Consider the following 22054-nt stretch of genomic DNA (forward strand, 5'->3'; position numbering starts at 1 on the left):
ATACATTACTTTTTAAGAATGCTTATCATTTGGTTTTCAAAATCTCCCGATAGCGATTGTTTAAATTACTTCCTGTTCTCTGCTAAAATACTGCTCAAGTTCACTCAAGGTAGCTTCTGAAGTCATTATGTCTTTTACCTTTTTACCTTTTTCAAGAACTACAATGCGCTTACAAACCTCTGTCACGTGTTGCAGGTCATGACTTGAAACCAAAACCGTCACATCAGAATCTGCTGCTAGTTTTTTAATAATCCCTTTTAGGCGTATTTGCGTTGTGGGATCAAGATTTGCAAATGGCTCATCTAGCACAATAACTTCTGGATTGCCTATTAAAGTAGCTACGATACCTACTTTTTTCTGATTTCCCTTAGAGAGATCCCGCAAATACTTTTTCTTGTTTAGAATTTCGTCATTAAAAAAGTCGGTAAAACCGGCTAATAATCCGTCTACATCGGCCTTATTTTGACCACGAAGTTCGCCTATAAAATAGAAATACTCTTCTGGAGTGAGATAGCCTATTGAAAATGTTTCATCAATAAATGAAGCCGTATGGGTTTTCCACGCTTCACTTTCATTTACTTTAACTCCGCCATTCTCAATATATCCTGTCGTAGGTTGAATTAGATCAAGCAAACAGCTAAAAAGAGTCGTTTTTCCTGCGCCGTTATTTCCCACCAGACCAAAAGCCTGGCCTTTAGGAATATCAAGCTCTTCAATATCTAAAACGGTTACACCACTATATTTTTTTGACAACCCGTGAACTGTGATCATAATTCTAATTATTTTGTTTGTATGCAGATAGTGTTTTGTACTTCTCTGCTTTATAAATAGATTCTATTTTTCTAAATACCATATTTCTAAAAGCAAAACCTACAACCCCCGCAATCGCCACAAGAGCAAAACCTGCTATAGGTCCTAAGGTATAATGCCCAAGCGCATAAAGAAGTAGCGGCAACAATAATTTAGGTACGCTAATTAGCATTGTCTTTAAATTAAATGCCTGCGAGTTGCCAAAAGCTTTTTTAGCGCTGGTAAGGTCTATGGGAGTTTTTATGTAAGCACCACCCAGAAGTACAAGATGAGAATTTACACCAATATTGTAAATCGCACCTACTAAAATAGCAGCGTAAGCTTCCCAGCCAAAATACAGATAGAAAGATGCAAGAATGGTAGATATTACCGTCGCAATAACCACAAGCCACCATTTTGAGGTAAGATATTCTTTATACCGAATATTCTGGCTCATCATTAATGGGTAATAAGAACTGTCCCAACTGGGCACAAATTGACCAAAAGTGAATAAAAATCCGCCGGAGACAAAAATTCCCCCAAATATGCGCATCACGGGATTATTATAGCTTTCTATGCCTCCAGAGAAAAACAACAAGCCATAGAATAAGAACAAGAAACTTATTAAAACCGTTGTGCGAGATCTTTTGTTTCGCTTAATAAGCTTAATATCGTTTTTTAGAAATGTTGAGATTTTTCCAAATCTGTCAAGCCAGTCTAAATTCTCTGTACTCGCGGTAGTTTGTTTAGCAGAAAGACCTGCGTCGAGATATAATATGTGGTAAAAATAATCGTATGCAATCTTAATTATAACTAAAAGTACCACAAGCGGAACAACACACATCCAGGCAATATCATAAAGCGCCTGAAAGAACGGTAAAGTATAAGTAGTAATATCAAAATACTCGTAGTACTGTGCAAGCCCCAGCAAAATTGCTATGCCTGCAAATGCTACAATATAGACAGTCCTGTCATTGAGAAAGATATTGATGAAATTATTAATATAGATCAAAAACATGATCCCCAGATGCCAGGTTATTACTCCGCTAATGCTATAACCCTCTTTGAGTAAAACTATTGAAAACGGGATGAAGAAAAATGCATGAACAATATTAAAATAAGAGATAGCTGTTTTCCCAAAAGCATAGTTAACGATCTTACCTTTCTTAAAAGGAAGTAACAAAAGTGGCTTAATGTTTATAACAGGCATCTTCTGAAAGAAGTAGCGTATCACAATATCTGCAACCAGATAATAGATCAGGTATTTGTTTACTGTAACCAGAGGATCAAAGCCGTGGTCTTCAAGACCAAAATAAAGCATAATTCCCGCGCCAGTAAATAAGGCTATAAAGTAAAGCGCCCCCAGAACCATGAAAATTTTTAAGACCAGATTTGCCTTAAAAGAAGCAGATCTAAAAAAGCTTTTCCATTCGAGGTTAATAAAATGTTTAAACATAGTTATGGGTTAAAGATTTTTTTGATATTCGCTACTTAATATGAGTATGAAAAATATAAAAATGTTACGTTAAAAGCTGTGATGCTTTGTATTTTTGCAAAAATTTTTCTTTAAATGAGCGATTTCCATTCTCTTACAATACAAGATATAACGCGCGAGACCCCTAGCGCAGTGAGTATTACATTTGGCGTGCCTTCAGATTTAAAAGCTGAGTATAAATTTATCGCTGGGCAATATCTTACTTTAAAAACTACCATAGATGGTAAAGAAGTGCGCAGAGCATATTCTCTTTGTTCTTCGCCGGGCAGCGAAATTTTAAAAGTTGCCGTTAAAGAAGTGAGCGGTGGTACATTTTCAGTTTTAGCAAATAATAAACTGGCTGTGGGTGCTTCTTTAGAGGTACATCCTCCCGAAGGAAAATTCATTCTTGAGCCTAATGCTGAAAATCAAAATGATTATGCAGCTTTTGTTGCGGGTAGCGGTATAACTCCTGTTTTATCTATAATTAAAACAGTTCTTGAGGAAGAGCCTAAAAGCAGGTTTTTATTAGTTTATGGCAATAAATCTATTGAGGAAACCATTTTTCATACAGAGTTGTTAAAACTTCAATTGCAGTACGCTGACCGCCTTTTTATCGAATTTGTTTACAGTCGCACTCAGGAAGAAAATAGCCATTTTGGAAGAATTGCACGCTCAACCGTAAATTATGTGGTTAAGAATAAATTTAAGGAGCACGATTTTGATCGCTATTTTCTGTGTGGTCCAGAAGCTATGATCACCGAGGTTAAAGAAGTTCTTACTGAGAACGGAGTAGCAGAAGACAAAATACTGTTTGAACTTTTCTCTTCAAAAGATGAGGGTGTCGTTCAGGTATCTGGTGATGGAAATACTAAAATTAAAATAATTGTAGACGACGAAGAATTTGATTTTGACATGCCTCAATCTCAGGTAATTCTTGATGCAGCTTTAGATCGCGATATTGATGCGCCGCATTCTTGCCAGGGCGGTATTTGCAGCAGTTGTATTGCCAGAATAAAAGAAGGCACCGCCGTTATGCGTAAAAATCAAATATTGACAGATAGCGAAGTAGCAGAAGGTCTTGTCTTAACTTGCCAGGCTCAACCCACGAGCCCTACCATTGTGGTAGATTATGATGAGGTTTAGAATTTAACCTTATCACCGTTAGGAAAAAAAGGACAGGTTTTAATATGATTAGTTGGTAAACCGTTTAATTATTGCGGCTACCGGCTCAATTTTATACGTGTGCTCAATAGATGGGCCTGCAACCCAAACGGTCTTGTAGGTCGCTTCTTTAGCCGCTTTAGTAACCATATTTGTTCCTTTTAAAAAGCGCAACATTTTCACGTATTTCTTTAACCATCTGTTGCGGTTTAGAAGTCGCTCTATCCAGGTTTGTTTTGTTCCTATTTCCTGAACGTACGGTGTATTTATAACGCTACAAGGTGTTCCTGAAATTTTTTCGGTCATGACAATGTCGTTTTGACCATAGTTCACACAAGCCTGTTTATACTCCTGTGAAACACCAGCTTCTTCTGAAGCAATAAACGGGCTTCCTATACTTACCCCCACAGCGCCATACGCGAGCATTTTATCTAGTTCTTCTTTGCTGCCTACTCCACCTGCAGATATAACCGGAATATTGCAATTAGTTGTAAGTAAGGCGATCAACTCCTGAGGATCTATATCACCTCTGTGACCACCCGCGATATTATTAACAGCTACCAGCGCATCACAACCCAAAGCTTCTACTTTTTGCGCGTGCTCCAGATTTACGACATCACAAAATACTTTTATGCCCTTTTCATGAGCTTTTTCTATTACTGTTTTAGGATTGCCCAGAGATGTTATAATAAAATCTACACCCAACTCACAGCATGCCTCTAATTGTGCAGGAAACTTTAAGTTAGATTTATTTACAATAAGATTTATGCCAAAAGCGCCATTATTAGTTTTTGCAGTTTTTAGTTCTTTTATTGCGTTTTTTAGTTCGTCAAGGGTTCTGTAATTAAGCGCAGGAATACATGCGGCTATTCCTTCTTTCATAGCGGCTTTTACCATTGCCACGTTAGAAACGAGAAACATGGGAGCAATAATAATAGGATATTTTATTCCTAATATTTCAGTTAAATTGACCGATTTTGACATGTTTTAGGCAAGTATTTCATTAATTCTTTTAATTACTCGCTGTGGCGAAATAGTACGCATAACCTCTTCATAACCCTCTGGCACTTTGTTGCCATAAACTGAAGTAGGAATAAGCGGAAATTGAACACGATCTGAGAGCAATTGATTTTCATCGGGTTGCATAAATGGTTTAAAACCTAACGCGGGATGCGTAACTCCCCATAAAGTAACCACAGGAATGCCATACATAGCAGCAAGATGACCATTGCCGCTATCCATAGAAAGCATCAGGTCAAGATTTGAAATTACACTTAGTTCATCTTCAAAACTGCATTGACCGGCTAGATTAACTACTCTGCGATACTTTGAAGCTAAATTATTAAGAACCTCAACCTCCTTCTTCCCGCCCCCAAAAAGGATAACCTTATATTTTTCGTTAGCAGATAAATCTTTTACAACCTCTTCCATAAGGTCAAGAGGGTACATCTTACCTTCATGGGCTGCAAAAGGCGCTATGCCAATCCACTTTTTAGGCTCCGGGCCTAGTTTTTGCCTAATTTGGGCAGGTATTTGCTGTTTAGATAATACATGCGTGGGAAATAAATTAAAGTCATAACCTAAACGAGTAAATACATCAGCGTACCGCTCATGTGTGCTTTTTAGCTGTGGTAGTTTTTCCAGCTGTTCACTTGTTAGGGCTTTCTTTTCTTGTCGACCTTTATCTATACGCACGATTTTTCTTCCTGCAACACTGGCTAATAAATCTATAATTTGAGATCGTATGACATTATGTAAATCTGCCATAGCACTATATTTATAAGCGTCGATCTCCCGGTATAATTCAAATAACCCAAAAAGACCTTTGTGCTTGTCTTTTACCTTTGCAGCGTGAAAGTTTATATTAGAAATATTGCTGAAAAAAGGGGCATATCTGCTATTAGAAAGAATCGTTACCTCCAGAGAAGGATATTTCTCTCTTAAAGCGATCAAAACCGGGACGGTCATCGCCACATCTCCTAAGGCAGAAAGACGTATTACAACTATTGATTCACTATGTCTGCTATTTCTGCCCACGCAGAACCGGGTTTAGCTCATCATCATTGTACATTTTCATCTGCTTATAGACTTTCATGTATTTCTTCCCGTTTTTGATATCTGTGATCAACGTGTCTATCGCTGTAGAAAGATCTAGTCGCTGCTCAAGCAGAATATCTAATTTTCGCTGACAAGCTTCTCTGTGAGCTGCAGATGCATCTTCTCTTTCAGCCTCCTCTCGCATGTGAAATATCTTTAATGCAAGAATAGACAAACGATCTATTGCCCAGGCAGGACTTTCTGTATTAATCGTAGCCTCATCTTTAGGCTCTACATCATTATATTGCTCAAGAAAGTAGCTGTCTATATATTCTACCATGTCTGTACGCTCTTGATTAGATGCATCAATTTGTCTCTTCAGCTTTAAAGCCGCAACAGGGTCAATTGCAGGGTCACGAATGATATCTTCATAATGCCACTGTACAGTATCTATCCAGCACTTTTTAAACAGGAGATGCTCAAAAAAATCTATTTCTGAATCATATTTATTACTAAATTCCTGATCTACATCATTTTCTAAATGATAATGTTCTATAACTTCCTGAAATATTCTGTTAGCCGTATGAGAAATCATGGTACTTTATTTAAAGTCTTCTAAAATAATAATTGAGGGCAAAGGTATCACATTTTGTAATAGTGCGTTAACACTCACTTAAGCCAAAGGTTAGTCTAAGTGAACAAAATTAAAAAGGGAGGTAAAGCTAAAGTCATTAATAATATCATTTCTTTAAACCAAAAACCCTCGCTTTTCTCGATATATCGTGCGGTAATTATTGCCATGGGTCCCAGAAAAAAATAAACCTCACTGCCATCATGAATAGGTGCAAAAACCACTGCAATTAGCAAAGTCACAACACTGCTGGCGATAATTAATATATACGACGATTTATGCTTTTGAGAAGTTGATGAAATTAAAGCTATGTACTTAATTAAACACCAGATATAGAATGTCGCAACAATTGACAAAGGTACAAGTAATCGTGGCTTGCTGTAAGCTGTAAAATCTAGTGTGGGTTTATCAAAGTATGCTTTCGCGAAATAAACTACTCCGCCATTATAAATCGCATACGTACAACAAAAAAGCATCACAATTAAGATAGAAAGAAGCGGAATGAGCCAATTTTTATACGTAGTTGTACCATGAAAAAGAATCCCAACATACAGAACGACCAGAAACAGAATACTCCAGAAATAAAAAATTGAAGCAATAGCAATCCAGAATGCGGCGTCAAAAATTTTCTTTTTCACCTCGAGTTGTGAGCGCAGGCTAATAATGCGCCTTAGTGCGAGCATGAGAAATAAACCAGACACAATTACAGAATAATGATCAAAACTTGCTGGAAATGAGAATGTAAAACACACAAAAATAAAAAGGATGTATGTATTTTGTTTAGTGAGTGTATTTCGTTTTACAACAAAATTTATTACGCCGATAGTGAAAATATATATAAGCAGCAGACTTACCTGAGCGAGCACTTTATAGCCAGACATATTTAAACCTACATGCTCTAAATTTATCCAAAGAAAAAAAGATACTGCCAGAAATACGACAGCTATAAAATTAATAGGTTTTGAAGTGCCAAAAAAGCTTGTAAGCATGAAGGTTTTTTCTATTTTTGCATTGCTTTAGCATAAAAATATGCGCTGCAACAACCAATTGTAAAAGTACACGATTATGAGTTTTAAAGCTGTTTATGAAGTTATAGAAGATTTTTTTGTGAATGTAGCCTTTGCTCCTCTTGACGCTTTGCGTGCTTTAGAGCTAAAAAGCTGGTGGGCTGCAAATGGCATCAACATCATTTTTATTCTAATAGGTTGTGCGGCTTTCATTTACTGGATGAATGAACTTAAAAAGTATGATGAGAAAGACGAGCGCGTCTAGAATCATCTTTTTTATAAGTCAAAACCTATATCTTTTCTAAAGTTCATTTTATCAAAATGGACTTTTTCTATATTCTTATAAGACAGTTTCAACGCCTCTTTAAAGTCTTCATGTAAAGATGTTATAGCCATTACTCTTCCGCCTGAAGTAAGAATTCTATTTTCTTCCAGAGTGGTTCCTGCATGAAATACAAGTGAGTCTTCTATATTTTCTGCTCCTGTTAACTCAATTCCTTTTTCGTAAGCCTCAGGATAACCACCTGAAACCAACATCACAGTAGCTGCAGAACGAGGATCAAGCTCAAGTTTAACTTCGTTGAGTTTCTTCTCTCCTACTTTAGTAAAGACTTCTACCAGATCATTTTTTATTCGCGGCAAAACTACTTCGGTCTCGGGATCGCCCATACGCACATTATATTCTATAACATATGGATCGTCTCCCACTTTTATGAGGCCAATAAAAACAAAGCCTTTGTAATCGATCTCTTCCGTTTTTAGGCCGTTTATGGTAGGTTTTACGATTCTTTCTTCGATTTTTTCCATCAATGCTTCATCTGCAAAAGGAACCGGAGAAATCGCTCCCATACCGCCCGTATTCAAACCAGCGTCTCCTTCACCTATACGCTTATAATCTTTCGCCGTAGGCAAAGTGATATAATTCTCACCATCTGTAAGTACAAAAACGCTAAGCTCAATACCGTCTAAAAATTCTTCTATTACCACTGTTTCACTAGCGGCACCAAATTTTTTATTGGTAAGCATATCTTCAAGCTCTGCTTTTGCCGCATCAAGATCATTTAAGATCACAACTCCTTTTCCCGCAGCCAGACCATCTGCTTTAAGTACGTACGGCGGTTTAAGGGTTTCTAAAAATTGCTTTCCGGCCTCAAGGCTTACGCTTTTAAAACTTTCATATGCCGCTGTGGGAATATTGTAAAGTGCCATAAACTCTTTTGCGCGCTCCTTGCTGCCTTCAAGTAAAGCACCACGCTTAGACGGGCCAATGACATTCACTTCTTTTAACGCTGCATCATGCAGAAAAAAATCATAGATCCCGTTTACTAATGGGTCTTCAGGACCCACAATAACCATTTCTATATTTTCTTCTAGTACAAGAGCCTTTATAGCATCAAAATCTGTTACAGCGATATTCTTGTTAATCGCGATTTGTGCCGTGCCCGCATTACCAGGTGCTACAAAGAGTTTATCACAATGTGAGCTCTGCGCAATTTTATAGGCAAAAGTATGTTCACGACCACCAGATCCCAATACAAGAATATTCATTTTAAATGTGTTTAATTGAATGCCAAAAATAAATGTTTGTAAATTGACCTACTAATTTTTACTCCTTGAATTTATTTGATCTCTCACTGCGATTATCGGGTTTTAATATTGACGCTGCGCGAAAAAAAATAGAGCAGATACAGGCTATTCCTGACTCAAAATATCGGGCATATTTGCATGAAAATCGGGCAGAAATAGTAAAATATCACCTCAATAATACGCCGTTTTACAAAAAACTGGCTGCAGGAAATAGTGAGTGGGAGAATTTACCTGTTCTAACCAAAGCTAATCTGCAGCAGCCCTTAAGAGACAGACTTTCAACAGATTTTACTTCTAAAAATGTTTATGTAGGAAAAACATCGGGCTCCGCCGGTCATCCTTTTGTATTTGCTAAAGACAAATGGAGTCATGCCCTGTCGTGGGCTTCCTTTTATTCTGCTTACGCGAAAGCTGAGATTGATTTATCTCATGATTATCAAGCCAGATTTTACGGTCTTGCAACTGGCGGAAATAGCAGATATAAAGAACGATTTAAAGACTTAATAAGCGGGCGATACAGACTGCCGATTTTTGACCTCAGCGAGGCGAAAATGACTGCTTTTTTAGCGATTTTTAAGAAGAAGAAGTTCACTTACATTTATGGGTACACAAGTAGTATTGTTTTGTTTGCGAAGTTTCTGGCTCAAAAAAACATCGTTCTAAAAGAAAACTGTCCCTCTTTAAAACTTTGCATTGTAACCAGCGAAATGTTATTTACCGAAGACAGAATAATCGTTGAAAAGCAGTTGGGTGTTCCGCTGCGTAATGAATATGGCGCTTCAGAAACCGGACTCATCGCTTTTGAAAATAATGATGGTAAATTACAAATTGACAGCAAGCTGTTATATGTGGAAATTTTAGATGATAACAATAAAATCGTGCCCGCAGAAACCGAAGGTCGTGTTGTGATCACTTCTCTTTACAACAAAGCACATCCTATTATACGTTATGATATAGGCGATTTAGGAATACTTTCTCAGGAAAGTTCTGCTAAAAAAATGATTCTTAAAAAGCTCACAGGGCGAAAAAGTGATTTCGCAGTTTTACCAAGTGGAAAAGTGGTTCCCGGACTTGCATTTTATTACGTGACAAAGAAAATTATCGATAATGACTCTTCTGTGAAAGAATTTGTAATCACACAAACCCACACGAATGCATTCTTAATTGAGTATGTAAGTAATTTTGAAATGGATCAAAATTTGGTCAAAAAATTAAAAGAAGAACTTGCAGCATATTTAGAACCCAACCTTGACGTACTCTTAATTAGGAAAGATGTTATTGCCCGTTCTAAAAGCGGAAAACTAAAACAGTTTACTTCGCACGTAAATACTTGATCTGTTTATTTTTTACTGTTTTTTGTTCCCATAAAAACTGAGCTAAAAGAATGGTGCTTTTTAGAAAGGAGAAGTTTAAAACTTCATTATAGACCTTAAAATTATATTTAAGCATGTTCCATTTATTGGCAGAAATAGACCCTTTTCTCACCCTGTAGGTCGCTAAACTTTCTGAGATGCCATAAGCGTAACCTGCTTTTTGAATAAGCTTCAACCACATACCCCAATCCTGACGTACTCGCAAATCTGAGAAATATTCTTTCCCTAAAACTGAAGCATTATAAATTGCCGTTAGATTGCCAATGTAGTTTGCCTTTAAGAGTTTAGTAAAATCAATTTTAGGCAGAGCTTCTATTTTCCTGTGTAAAGATGTACCATCTTCAGCAATGAAGTCATAATCACTATAGCAAATGAGTGCATCGTGCTCTTTCATGAATTTAATTTGCTTCTCTAACTTTGAGAATTTCCAAATATCATCTGCATCTAAAAAAGCAATATAGTCTCCTTTGGCTACAGCCAAACCTTGATTTCTTGCGTTTCCTGCGCCTAAGTTCTCGCTCAGCTTTTTAACTGTTATTCTATTATCAGATTCTGCAAGAGCCTGAGCTACCAGATAACTTTCATCGGTTGATGCATCGTCTATTATAATAAGCTCCCAGTTTTCATAAGATTGCGCCAGCACAGATTGAACTGCGTCCTTTAAGAATGTAGCCCCATTGTATAACGGTGTAATCACAGAAACCAATGGTTTAGACATTTTAGTAAGCGTTTTTATCTCCCTGAACTGTGTTAAGTACAGTCTTTACGATAATACGCAAATCCATTAGGATTGACCAGTTTTCAAGATAAAAAATATCAAAACGCACCCTGTTCTTAATGTCATCATCTGTTCTTATCTCTCCTCTGTAACCACTTACCTGGGCTAAACCTGTAATTCCTGGTTTTACAAAATGTCTAACCATAAATTTATCAATGCTTGCCGCATATCTGTGGGTGTGGCTTAACATATGAGGTCGTGGTCCTACAACAGACATATCTCCTAAAAAAACATTGAAAAACTGTGGCAATTCATCTAAACTGGTTTTACGTAGAAAGTTACCCAGTTTTGTTATGCGACCGTCGCCTACCTTCACCTGCTCAGAATGGGCTTTCTCATTGCTGTGCATCGACCTGAATTTATAGCAATGAAAAACGTTACTTCCTAACCCATTTCGCTTCTGCTTAAAAAATACCGGCCCGCGTGATTCAATTTGGATAATTAAGGCCACAAGAGGAGTTAACCACGACAAAATGAGAACTATAACGATTGAGGAAACTGCCAAATCAAGAGATCTCTTTAAAAATTGATTTAAAGGTGTTTCTATAGGCATCGTTCTTAAGGAAAGTATAGGTGTAATGCCGTAATACTGATACTCCAGTTTTTTGGTAAAAATCTCTCTATTATCAGGTAAAAACTTGACTATTTTTAAATTGTTATCTGCAAAATCTACAATCTTAGCGATCTGCTTATTCTTTACTTCTGAGATTGAACAATAGAGTTCGTCTACATTATTTTCTACAACAAAATCTATAACCTCCTTTACGCCAATTTCCTTATTCTTAAAATCGAATACTTTAACTAACTCATAACCGTAAGCTGGGTTTTTAGTAAAAAATTCTGCTAACCTCAATGTTTTAGAGTTTTCGCCAAGCACAACAACCCGCTTTAGGTTTCCACCTAGTGTGGTTCTATACTTTTTTAAGAGATTGAACAATCCCACCTTAAGAATTGATATCGCAAGAAAACCTAAAAGTATATACTCAACTACACTTGATAGATCACGCTGTTGATTTGCTAAACCAAAAAAGGCAAAAATCATTAACGCAAACACCACAAATTGCTTGAACAGCAGGTTAAGAATATTAAGGAGAGAAGTGAATCTGTAAACCTCGTAAAACTCAGTTAATAAGGTTGTTATGAGCCATCCTGAGATTATATAGATAGAAAAAGGCAGAAGCAGTGATGGTTTTAGAAAAAAGTATTCTGCTAATAAAATAATAAGTGCCAGGTCAAGCACATACAATGCGGGTCTTATATAAACCGATGCCCTCTTTGTTCTAACTCCCATCTAATTTCTAATATGTTTACTAAAATCTTTATGCTCCCTTTTAAAAAGCTGTTCCTGGCTCAAACTTTTGAAATAATCAAATGTTCTTTTCATACCTGTTGTGCGATCTGTTTTAGGTTCCCAGCCTAGTTCTTTTCTCGCAACAGTAATGTCTGGTCTTCTCTTTTTAGGGTCATCAACAGGTAATTCTTTATGAATGATCTTTTGATCTGTACCTGTTAAATCAACAATTTCTTTAGCAAAATCAAGAATGGTTATTTCTTCAGGATTACCAATGTTTACGGGATCTGTATAATTACTAAAAAGCAGCTTATATATACCCTCAATCTGATCATCTACATAACAAAAAGAACGAGTTTGCAACCCGTCGCCAAAAACTGTAAGATCTTCTCCCCTTAGCGCCTGCCCCATAAAAGCCGGAATTACTCGCCCATCATTTAATCGCATTCTTGGGCCGTATGTATTAAAAATACGTGCAATACGTGTTTCTAATTTGTGAAAACGGTGATAGGCCATTGTAATCGACTCCTGAAAACGCTTAGCCTCATCATAAACTCCACGCGGGCCAATGCAATTTACATTACCAAAGTATTCCTCATTTTGAGGATGCTCAAGAGGATCACCATAAATTTCAGAGGTTGAAGCAATTAAGATTCTGGCATTCTTATCTTTTGCGAGACCCAATAGGTTATGCGTTCCTAATGAACCCACTTTTAATGTTTGAATAGGAATTTTTAAATAATCTATAGGACTGGCAGGAGAGGCAAAATGTAAGATGTAATCTAAACGGCCGGGAACGTGAACAAAATTTGAAACATCATGGTTGTAAAAAGTAAATCGTTCTTCTTTAAAGAGATGATCAATATTTGAAATATCACCGGTTATAAGATTATCCATCGCCAGCACTTCAAAACCCTCATTTATAAATCTGTCACACAAATGTGAACCTAAAAATCCGGCTGCTCCTGTAATAAGTATTCTTTCCGTCATAAATTAAACTCACTATTTCAGAAAGGAAATATATTGATTTCCAAATCAAAAATTCTAAATTATTCTTTAAGAACCTCATTTATTCGATAATGTTCTCAAAACCTCAGATTATCTCAGGATCATTCTTTAATTGAATTTTTTTTTATGGTACTTTGTACTTCAAAAATAAATCACATGAATAAATAATTTATGTACGTATTATAACGACTAGATTTATATTTAAAAAACATTCCCTTTTAATAAAGTTTTGTATATTATTAACTCCTTTTCATCACCCTCTGCGATGTAAATTATGCTCTCAAAGCATTATTTTTTAAATGATTTATATACTAACCTATATGGGTAACAGTGACATTTTCAGAATATGAAAGCTCTTAAGGTTGTGCACATAATTGAAGCCTTAGGTGGTGGTATTTATAGTTATTTCGTAGAACTCACACACAGTTTTGGAGATCTCGAGAATGTAGAAACGACTATTATTTTTAGCGATAAACGCAAAGAAATAGATCCTCAGCAGATCTATGTAGATTTTAATAAGAATATAAATCTTATCAAGATCCCTATGAAAAGGGAACTTTCTGCCAGTGCAGATTACAAAGCATATTTAAAAATTAAAAAGGTATTAGAAGAAATTAAACCAGATGTGATTCATCTTCATTCTTCAAAAGCGGGTGTTTTAGGTAGAGCCGCTTATTACTTTTCGGGGTCAGATGCTCAATTATATTATACTCCGCATGGTTATTCCTTTTTGCGCAAGGACATTTCGGTAATCAAAAAGTTCTTTTTCTTCTGTATAGAAAAACTCACTCAAAAATTCTTTGGCGGTAAAACTATTGCCTGCGGTGATACAGAGCTCACTTATTCTGAAAGAATAGGACCCGTTACGCTTGTGCGAAACAGTGTGAATCTTTCAAAAATAAGAACAGTTAAAACTGAAAATGAGCAAAGGCCACTAACCATTGGTATTTTAGGAAGAATTACATACGCTCGTAATCCTGAGCTTTTTAATGTGCTCGCACTGCGACATCCCGAAATAAATTTTATGTGGATAGGTGATGGCGAATTGCATGATAAACTTACAGCACCTAACATTACAATTACTGGCTGGTACACAGACCAGAAAAAAGCGCTTAGAAAATTAAATTCTATAGATATTTACCTGCAAACCTCTTCCTGGGAGGGTTTGCCCATTGCGCTTCTTGAGGCTATGGCTCTTGAGAAACCAATTCTGGCTACTAACATAATTGGCAATAAAGATATTGTGAAGCATGGTGAAACGGGTTACCTCTTTAATACCATTTATGAATTTGACAATTACCTTTTCTACTTACAAGATCAAAGAACGCGGGAGGTATTTGGTAAAAATTCTCTAGCGCGTTGTGAAGAGTTGTTTGACAGTAGAAAGAATTTTAAACAATTGATCGATCTTTATTGGGAAGAGTACATAAATAATGATGTGCAAACAAACTTATCCAAAGTGCACTAAAGGTTATCCCATCAAATCTGATTAAAAAATCATCCATCATATTTGAGGTGAAAAACAGCCAGAAAAAGAATAGTATAAGCGATTCTTCCGTTTTTAGCCCTAAAAACGCGATAAATACTATAAAAATCAGGAATACGAGCGCTCCTAAAATTCCGAATTTTAGTAAGAAATCGAGCAACTGGTTATGAACAGGGAATTCATACTTAGCCAGAAATTTTTGATTGGTCGCTGTATAATAATCATTTAATTCATGTTTGCCGTCTCCTGCTCCTGCACCCAGCGGTAAATTGTTAACAGCAACTTCACCTGCCGCTTTCCATATACTGAGGCGTGTAACTAAGCTATTAAAAATTGTAGCCTCCGGATTTTCTACCTCATCCAGCCGCCCAATTTTGTCTATATGTGCAAATGTGACCCCAGAATATTTATCAATAATATGAGGGTCCATCGTACTAAAAGCAAAAAACATCACAGCACTTAAAAATATGCCTGTAAGGAGTAAAAATCCGGTTTTTCTAGGTGAAAATCGCTGTCTGCTTCGGTATAAAATAACAATTAAAAACCCGATAAATGCGTTTACGATTGCCAATCTGGTATTTATATAAAGCAGAATAAAAATAGATAGTAGAAGGATTACGAGATTAGCCACGATCCCTACAAATTTCTTTTTCGCTTCAAAGCTCTTTATAAAGAAATAAAAGTTGGTAACCGTTACAAATGCAATATGCATATTAAGTGCGGGGGCATGCATACCCATGCTGTCACCAAATTTATACCCCATTTCCCAAAGATCTTTGCCCGCCAGATATTTATAAAAGAGATCTGGATACACAAGCACAAATCGTATGAAAACCACCACCATAATGGCAGTCGTAATTATACTGTAATACCGAAGAATCTTTTTTAAATTTAATCGTATATCCTGACCAATTATGAGAATGGGGAAAAGAAGCAAAGCTGTTCTTTTTTCGGCATGTTTAATGCCTTCTGCCAGCGAATTGTTATTCCATAAAAAAAGCAGATCAAGCAGAAATGGTGAAGCTATAATTACTATGAAAATCCATTTTGTTCTATTATAATTTAAGTGTTTATAATTAGCAATATTAAACAGAACAAAAAGCCACAAACTGTAAGTAGCGGGAAGTCTAAAAATTAAAAGACAACCAATTAAAATTACAAATGCGGTATAAATACTACTGTATGCTTCTTTTGAAATGATCATAGTACAAAGCAAAGTAAATTAAAGGAAAGTAGCCCATTTTATGGCGCACGGCAGAACCAAGATCTGGTTCAAAAATGCCCTGAATTATAAAATATGCAAACACAAAATAGAACATCCATATCTCATATTTGTATTCCCTTTTTCTTGAAATACAAAGCTTAAAATAGTATAGCAAAAAGCCAAAAAGCAGCAATTGCCAGAGAATAAAAGCAATAATTTGCGGTTTAAAAATATGCCTTAATCCATTTAATGGGAAGTTCACCGTAAAGAAACCGTAAAAAATACTTACCACCTCACCGTACCAGGTTGTCGCAGGTACCGGCGATGTAATCATTGAGTTTGCATCTTCACTTTGAGACCGAAAGAGGTTAAGTTCTTCGCGCGTGCTTTCGGTTAAAAATTGGCCTTTTACCAGTCCATAAGAAAGCGACAGAAAGACGGCGACCAGCAAAGCGCCTGTTATGTTCAATGCTATTTTATTCTTGATCCTAATGTAGCTTAACAAGTGCATTGCCAGTGCAAGAATAGGTATAAAAACAAAGTAAATTCTGAACCATAACCCGAAGACAACAAATATGAAAAACGATAATAAAACTGTTTTAGGAAGGCTGAATTTTTTATTCTTAAACAGAAAGGGTATTAAGGCCAGATAACAAAATGTAATAAATTCTTTTGATGGCATCGAGATAAAGAATGCCAGCAGTAATAAGGAAATATATACGAGACTGTTTTTTAAAGTAGGTCTTGCAAAAGTATCGGGAATGCCCAATTTATAAATGATGCACAAAAGTAGAGGCAGTTGTATGAGCGCAACAATAGGAAAAGGCAATTTGCCCAGCAGGGTATACTCGTAAAAAGACATGGTAAGCGGGTAACTGCCCCACCAGCCTCTCTCGTTATAAAAATCCTGAGTAATCGTTAATGCGTCATAAAAAAACCGCTCAGGAAGGAAAAAATAAGACAAAATACCTGTGATAACGATAAGAATCGATAAAAGTAAAAAGATGAAGTATTTTGATTTGATTACCACCTTAGGTATAAGTATTAGCGAACGAACAGTTTTACACCATCTGCCTTATAAATCATAACAGCTGCTATACAATTCCAAAAAATAACAGCTGCAGAAGAAGCTATTGCCGCCCCGTTAATTCCATAAGTTGGTATTAGAAGCCAGTTCAATATTAGATTTAATAGAACTGTAAGCAAAAGGATATTCTGAAAAAGCCGCTGTTTTCCTGTCATATTTAAATATACAGCCACCGAGCCAAAAATAGTACTTGCAAAATGCCCAGCCAATAAAAAATACAACGCATCTTTTGCTGCAATATATTCTTTACCAAAAAGACCCAGCAAATATGCAGGGAAAAAGATGAGTATTAAAATAACAGGCAGAGAAAGAAAAAATATAAGCCGCGCATTTGATCGCAACAACGATTTTAGAGCTTTTTGGTCGTTTTTACTATATAATTCGGCGATTTTAGGAGCAATTGAGGCGTTTACTCCGTTAAGAATTAATGAGAGCACAAAAATGATTTTAATGGCTACGGCATAATATGCAATGTTTTGAAAATCTGAATATCTTTTAAGAAAAAGCACATCTATACTTAAGAGCAGAAAGAAGCCCAACGAACTTATAGCCATAGGGTATGACTGTTTAATTATATTTTTTAAACTTAATTCTGGTAATTGCGTTTTACGCTGCTCCCTCTTTTTGGCCAGAACTATAATCGTACTAATTATAGCAAGAACAAAAAATCCTAATAGAAAAACATCTATTAAATAACGGTGCATTTCGAAATAATTAAGCGCTAAAACACCCAAAGCAAAAGGTGCATATTTAACCAGACCTCTAAAGAGTTCTGATAAATATAATTTATCTAATGCTCTGTAGTATTCGGTATTAAGTAATGTGAGGGCATAAAAGAAAAGAATCGCTCCTACTTTTCGCATAATGCTGAAAGATGTATTGTCTTCAAATACATAAGAATAAAGCGATTTAGGAATTATTAAAAAAAGCAGAAAAAAGCCAATACTTATTGCCAAGAGAGCCAAAACCATCTTTCTGTATACAGGGAATAATTCATTAATTGCATTTTTGGCCTTTAAGTAACCCCCATAATATAAAATTGATTGATCTGTCCCAATGAGCACTACACTACCTAAAAACAGTAAGATAGCCCGTGTAAATTCATATTCACCTACAATTGCAACCGGAAAAAAGTTAGTCAGGTAAATTGTAGTAATAAATAACAATCCTACTCCCATAACTCTAAGTACAAGAGCCTTTATACTTCGCAGCGTATCCTTGTTTTTAAGTAAGCGTTGTGTAGGGCTGTTTAACTTTGTTGACATAAAGGTTTCTGTACCCATTTAAGGTGCGGTAATATACATAAAAGCACCAAGAGCAGTATGTTTGCAGCTTAGAGTTCAATAAAAATTACTCTTTTAAAATGAATTTATCTCATGAGGATTTTGCACATAATTAACAGCCTGCAAATAGGCGGTGCCGAAAGATTGGTTGTTGATCTTCTTCCGTTTTTAAATGATCAAAATATTCCAAGTGACCTTCTTTTGCTCAATGCTGTTGAAACATCTCTTACTAAAGAACTCGCTGCGTCTTCTCATTGCCAAATATTCTCTTTAAATGCTTCAGAAATTTACAACCCTCTTCTCATATTTAAAATCATACCCTATTTAAAAGATTATGATATTATTCATATTCACTTAATTCCATCACTGTACTGGGTTGCTCTTGCCAAATTTGTCAGCGGTTCTAACACAAAATTGATCTATACCGAACATAGTGTCATCATTAAAAAAAGATCAAATTGGTTTTTCCGAATGGTCGACAGGTTTATATATAGCCAAATTGACAACGTGATTTGTGTGTCACAACAGGTGGAAGACTCTCTTCATAATCATTTAAAAAATGAAAGTAACAATCTTGTAACCATTACTAATGGAATAAATTTAAGTAAGTTTAGTAATGCCCTGCCTATGAATAGAAGTGAATTAGGATTGTGCGACACCGACTTTGTAATTGTTCAGGCATCAAGTTTTAGGCCGGCGAAAGATCAAAAAACAGTTATAGAGGCTGCTAAATTGCTTCCTGCGGAGTTTAAAATAGTTTTTGCGGGTGATGGTCAAAACCGAATTCCTTGCGAGAAATACGCGCTTGAAATAGGCGCTGCTAAGAATACATTTTTTCTGGGCAATCAAGAAGATATACCTGCTCTTCTCGCTATGGCAGATGTGGTCGTATTATCTTCTCACTATGAAGCTTTTCCTCTAGCGGTACTAGAAGGGATGGCTTCTCAAAAACCAGTTGTAGCTTCTAATGTCTCCGGCCTCGCTGAACTTGTAGGAAATACCGGAATCTTGTTTGAAAAGGGAAATGCGCAGGAACTTGCGTCTATCATTTTAAAGTTAAAGAATGAGAAAGCTTATTATGAGAAAATGGCAACGAGATGCTATTCCAGGTCACAAGAATATAGTTTAAAGAAAATGGCAACAGAACATATAGCTCTTTATGAAGCTGTATTTAGTGCATAGAAGCGCTGCTTTCAGCAATTTTCTTCAGTTTAAAGTAGAACTTTTTAATTAGGTGCAAGAGCATAAAAAGAAAGATGAAAAGTATAGGTAACCATATCATCTCGTGATCCATCACTGTTTTATGCTCTACAATCACTGGTTTATTGATTACGTGTACCAACTTATCGAGCATTAATAATTCTTGTTCTATCTGTGAATTAGCATCAAGCAGGTTAGTTTTAGCCTGCAAAATATTACCAAGTTCTATACCCTCTCCTCCATTAATAGTTACCTGGCTAGCCTCTCCTTTGTTGCTTATTAAAGCTTTATTAGAATTAACTAGCAGACTATCTAGTTGTTTCAGTGAAAATGTATTTTCTGCTAATTGATTATTTAAGTTCTCTCGAAAAACCTCTCTCCTGCTTTGTAAATAGGAATTGTTTTCTAAAAAACTAAGAATGCTATCTATAACGTCATCTGTAGCTTCATTAGATAATTTTAATTTGATCGTGTGAAGCTCATAATCCCACAGGAAGTTTTTAGATTCAAAAAAAGATTCTTTAGATTCTACATTCTCCAGAAGCAGCACGCTTTGATTATCGCTATATGAGCGATATTTCTCAAGTATATCTCTTATATTGATAATGGGGCTAATATCAATAGATTTCAGCTTATTTCTTCCCTTTATAGAAATGCCCAGATCATTGAGAAAAACGGTGTCTCTCTCTTTGATTTTAAGCTCAAGCAGATTAACCGCGTCATAGAGATATGTTACACTTTCTACATTTGCGTGTACAATTATTTCTGCCTCTCTCTTGTTACTGGTAACTGTTTGTAAAAGATAACCCAGAACTAACCCTACAACTAACAGCCCGACTAAAACCAGATAATTTCTGGTAAGAAAAGCCATGGCTCTAAACAGTAGAACAGCAAGTTTTTTAAAGTAACCTCTTGTTTTTCTGTAAAGCACTCTTAGGTCAATGTCCTGGTTATCCTGGTCTGCCATTATTGAAAAATTTGTTCTAAAATCTTTTCTGTAATAAGATACGTAGGTTTAACACCTGTGGTTCCTAATCCGCCAGAAGCTAAAGTACTTCCTGTTTCCAGCGGATTATCAGACGCATAATACGCATATCTTACTTTAACTTTATCACTTATATTTCCACGTAATTTGGCTGCAGCCTGAATGGCTTTCTGGTAGTGTGCACCCTCCATTTCAAGTCCTATAACATTCCACGTGCTTTCGTAGAAAAATCTCAAAATGTCCCTATTCTGAAGAGAGGTTCCTAATACTGTGATCATAGCACCTTCAAAAACTGAAATCCCACTGCCTTCTAGAAATTCTTTTTGTAACTCATTCTTAAAGGGATAGTTATCTGCAGTTCCCTCAAATAAATGCGCTTTTGGAATCATAATATCTCCTTTTCCGCCTTCAAGAATACCTGCTTTACCCATGATAGAAATAGATTCTACATCCAGATAAACGGTTTGCTTATCGATCTCATAAGGCTTCAAAAGTTCTTCCATGGTTTCATATGCCTGCTCACCAAAAGCATAATCCATCACAACAATAACCGGTTCTTTGCCCGCTTCATATTCTTGTTTACAGAAATTATTTTTAGTTGTGTCGAGTTTAGCAGTATCAAATATTTGTACATCAATATTAGTCCCGCTAAAATCTGGCAAGAAGATCATCCCATGTTGAAGCGCTGTTTTTTCTACTCTGGTACGCAATTTACCGCTGGCCGAGTCGCTAAGCATTTCGTAAATCTCAATGCTACTCTTCTTCTCTTTCTCTTTGGTAAGAGCAACCGGTGCATAAAGCGTATTCATAACGCTGTGCATATTTGCACTTATGATATGCAGCGGTCTTTGTAGCAGATTGTTCTTTTGTAGTACAGACTTTATATTATTTGCCCATACCTCGCCATGAATATGGTGCCCTAATCTCTCACGAAGGACAGGTGAGAAAGTAACAATGCGTTTATCATTTTCTACAGTTTCTTCAATTGCTCGTTTACCTAACCAGTACACTAAACGCAGAAAACGCTTACTGTTCTTAGGAGTTGCAAAAGCGCCATAAATAGTTGTCACCTCATGAAAGGTTCTGCCTAAAATATTTGCTGTATGTGTTAATGCAATTTCGCGCTCAGTTTGTGAAAGCTCTTCTTCTGCCCTTACAGCTTTTTCAAGCTTTTTCCAATCGCGTGTTGTGCTGCCATCTTCATTGATGATCACACGACGCATGATCTTGTGTGACTCTATAAAAAGAAAAGTAAGATGCGTAAGGATGTCATAAATCTCAGATCTTCCTCGAGTTATCTCAATATTCATCTGCTCCTCATCTATGCGATAGCAGTTTCTGCGTCTTTTAGGCGGCACAATGGGTTTAAAATGTGAATCTTTATAGCCCTCATCGCTTGTAAGATTAATATAACGACACTCTTCTATACCTTCTGGTAATCTGTCTATAACATACAAAAGACCATTAAGTTCTACTTTTTCTTCTGCAATTGCTCCATATATTTCTGGCCTTAAAATCAATAAAGCCTCTCGCAACGTCTCTCCAGAAACGCCCATGGGTTTGTAAAATCCTCTATTAAATAAATGGCGCATGGTGATATACATACGCTCTATTGCGCTAGAACTTTCTTGCGCGCGGGTTCTTCCGCCTTGATTACTTATGCTCATAGG

Annotated in this window: 20 protein-coding genes; 5 read left to right on the forward strand and 15 right to left on the reverse strand. The window is 36.3% G+C overall.

Annotation, left to right across the window (positions count from 1 at the left end; genetic code table 11):
- Positions 1-60: 60 nt before the first annotated feature.
- Together ACH3O9_RS06750 and ACH3O9_RS06755 are read right to left on the reverse strand one after the other, a co-directional pair.
- A complete protein-coding gene (locus ACH3O9_RS06750; protein WP_416445569.1) occupies positions 61-771 on the reverse strand; it encodes an ABC transporter ATP-binding protein in 711 nt (236 codons plus the stop codon).
- Positions 772-775: 4 nt separating this feature from the next.
- A complete protein-coding gene (locus ACH3O9_RS06755) occupies positions 776-2245 on the reverse strand; it encodes a DUF5687 family protein (protein ID WP_416445571.1) in 1470 nt (489 codons plus the stop codon).
- A 114-nt stretch (positions 2246-2359) separates the two neighbouring features.
- Here ACH3O9_RS06755 and ACH3O9_RS06760 point away from each other — a divergent pair, with 114 nt between their 5' ends.
- Entirely contained in the window at positions 2360-3409 is a 1050-nt protein-coding gene (locus ACH3O9_RS06760) for a 2Fe-2S iron-sulfur cluster-binding protein (protein ID WP_416445573.1), read from the forward strand.
- A gap of 48 nt (positions 3410-3457) precedes the next feature.
- Here the strand turns inward: ACH3O9_RS06760 and ACH3O9_RS06765 are convergent, their stop codons facing one another.
- From ACH3O9_RS06765 to ACH3O9_RS06780, 4 genes are all read right to left on the reverse strand, one after another.
- Positions 3458-4411 carry an NAD(P)H-dependent flavin oxidoreductase gene (locus tag ACH3O9_RS06765; protein ID WP_416445575.1) on the reverse strand — a complete coding sequence of 318 codons (954 nt, stop codon included), beginning with the start codon at positions 4409-4411 and terminating at the stop codon, positions 3458-3460.
- 3 nt (positions 4412-4414) lie between these two features.
- A complete protein-coding gene (locus ACH3O9_RS06770) occupies positions 4415-5464 on the reverse strand; it encodes a glycosyltransferase family 9 protein (protein WP_416445577.1) in 1050 nt (349 codons plus the stop codon).
- A complete protein-coding gene (locus tag ACH3O9_RS06775) occupies positions 5451-6059 on the reverse strand; it encodes a DUF4254 domain-containing protein (RefSeq protein ID WP_416445579.1) in 609 nt (202 codons plus the stop codon). The genes ACH3O9_RS06770 and ACH3O9_RS06775 overlap by 14 nt, the downstream gene beginning before the upstream one ends.
- A 95-nt stretch (positions 6060-6154) precedes the next feature.
- On the reverse strand, positions 6155-7084 hold the full coding sequence (locus tag ACH3O9_RS06780; RefSeq protein WP_416445581.1) for a DUF6427 family protein: 930 nt from the start codon (positions 7082-7084) through the stop codon (positions 6155-6157).
- A gap of 76 nt (positions 7085-7160) precedes the next feature.
- On the opposite strand from ACH3O9_RS06780, the gene ACH3O9_RS06785 reads away from it, so the two are divergent.
- On the forward strand, positions 7161-7367 hold the full coding sequence (locus tag ACH3O9_RS06785; RefSeq protein ID WP_416445583.1) for a DUF6341 family protein: 207 nt from the start codon (positions 7161-7163) through the stop codon (positions 7365-7367).
- 11 nt (positions 7368-7378) lie between these two features.
- On the opposite strand, the gene purD is transcribed toward ACH3O9_RS06785, so the two are convergent.
- Complete coding sequence (gene purD / locus ACH3O9_RS06790) at positions 7379-8650, reverse strand: phosphoribosylamine--glycine ligase (RefSeq protein WP_416445585.1); 1272 nt, start codon at positions 8648-8650, stop codon at positions 7379-7381.
- A gap of 65 nt (positions 8651-8715) precedes the next feature.
- On the opposite strand from purD, the gene ACH3O9_RS06795 reads away from it, so the two are divergent.
- On the forward strand, positions 8716-10023 hold the full coding sequence (locus tag ACH3O9_RS06795) for a phenylacetate--CoA ligase family protein (protein ID WP_416445587.1): 1308 nt from the start codon (positions 8716-8718) through the stop codon (positions 10021-10023).
- On the opposite strand, the gene ACH3O9_RS06800 is transcribed toward ACH3O9_RS06795, so the two are convergent.
- Genes ACH3O9_RS06800 through ACH3O9_RS06810 form a run of 3 tightly spaced genes read right to left on the reverse strand, consistent with a single transcriptional unit; the run spans position 10001 to position 13121 of the window.
- Positions 10001-10780 (reverse strand): glycosyltransferase family 2 protein, encoded by a 780-nt coding sequence (locus tag ACH3O9_RS06800; RefSeq protein WP_416445589.1) that lies wholly within the window; start codon positions 10778-10780, stop codon positions 10001-10003. The genes ACH3O9_RS06795 and ACH3O9_RS06800 overlap by 23 nt on opposite strands.
- Position 10781: 1 nt before the next feature.
- Positions 10782-12131, reverse strand: a complete 1350-nt coding sequence (locus tag ACH3O9_RS06805; RefSeq protein WP_416445591.1) for an exopolysaccharide biosynthesis polyprenyl glycosylphosphotransferase — start codon at positions 12129-12131, stop codon at positions 10782-10784.
- Positions 12132-13121: a UDP-glucuronic acid decarboxylase family protein gene (locus tag ACH3O9_RS06810; RefSeq protein WP_416445593.1), complete on the reverse strand. Its 990-nt coding sequence runs from the start codon at positions 13119-13121 to the stop codon at positions 12132-12134.
- Positions 13122-13485: 364 nt separating this feature from the next.
- On the opposite strand from ACH3O9_RS06810, the gene ACH3O9_RS06815 reads away from it, so the two are divergent.
- Positions 13486-14607, forward strand: a complete 1122-nt coding sequence (locus ACH3O9_RS06815; RefSeq protein ID WP_416445595.1) for a glycosyltransferase — start codon at positions 13486-13488, stop codon at positions 14605-14607.
- On the opposite strand, the gene ACH3O9_RS06820 is transcribed toward ACH3O9_RS06815, so the two are convergent.
- From ACH3O9_RS06820 to ACH3O9_RS06830, 3 genes are all read right to left on the reverse strand, one after another.
- A complete protein-coding gene (locus ACH3O9_RS06820) occupies positions 14531-15829 on the reverse strand; it encodes an O-antigen ligase family protein (protein WP_416445597.1) in 1299 nt (432 codons plus the stop codon). The genes ACH3O9_RS06815 and ACH3O9_RS06820 overlap by 77 nt on opposite strands.
- The gene (locus ACH3O9_RS06825; protein WP_416445599.1) at positions 15801-16793 is read right to left on the reverse strand and encodes a hypothetical protein; all 993 of its coding nucleotides are present in this window, start codon (positions 16791-16793) and stop codon (positions 15801-15803) included. The genes ACH3O9_RS06820 and ACH3O9_RS06825 overlap by 29 nt, the downstream gene beginning before the upstream one ends.
- 80 nt (positions 16794-16873) lie before the next feature.
- Positions 16874-18181: an MATE family efflux transporter gene (locus ACH3O9_RS06830; RefSeq protein ID WP_416445601.1), complete on the reverse strand. Its 1308-nt coding sequence runs from the start codon at positions 18179-18181 to the stop codon at positions 16874-16876.
- Positions 18182-18292: 111 nt separating this feature from the next.
- Between ACH3O9_RS06830 and ACH3O9_RS06835 the strand changes: the two genes are divergently transcribed.
- Entirely contained in the window at positions 18293-19381 is a 1089-nt protein-coding gene (locus ACH3O9_RS06835; protein WP_416445603.1) for a glycosyltransferase, read from the forward strand.
- Here the strand turns inward: ACH3O9_RS06835 and ACH3O9_RS06840 are convergent.
- Together ACH3O9_RS06840 and ACH3O9_RS06845 are read right to left on the reverse strand one after the other, a co-directional pair.
- The gene (locus ACH3O9_RS06840) at positions 19371-20366 is read right to left on the reverse strand and encodes a hypothetical protein (RefSeq protein WP_416445605.1); all 996 of its coding nucleotides are present in this window, start codon (positions 20364-20366) and stop codon (positions 19371-19373) included. The two genes, ACH3O9_RS06835 and ACH3O9_RS06840, sit on opposite strands and share 11 nt — an antisense overlap.
- A complete protein-coding gene (locus ACH3O9_RS06845) occupies positions 20366-22051 on the reverse strand; it encodes a DUF6909 family protein (RefSeq protein WP_416445607.1) in 1686 nt (561 codons plus the stop codon). The genes ACH3O9_RS06840 and ACH3O9_RS06845 overlap by 1 nt, the downstream gene beginning before the upstream one ends.
- Positions 22052-22054: the final 3 nt, after the last annotated feature.

Source organism: Leeuwenhoekiella sp. A16, from assembly GCF_047946675.1.
Taxonomy (GTDB): domain Bacteria; phylum Bacteroidota; class Bacteroidia; order Flavobacteriales; family Flavobacteriaceae; genus Leeuwenhoekiella.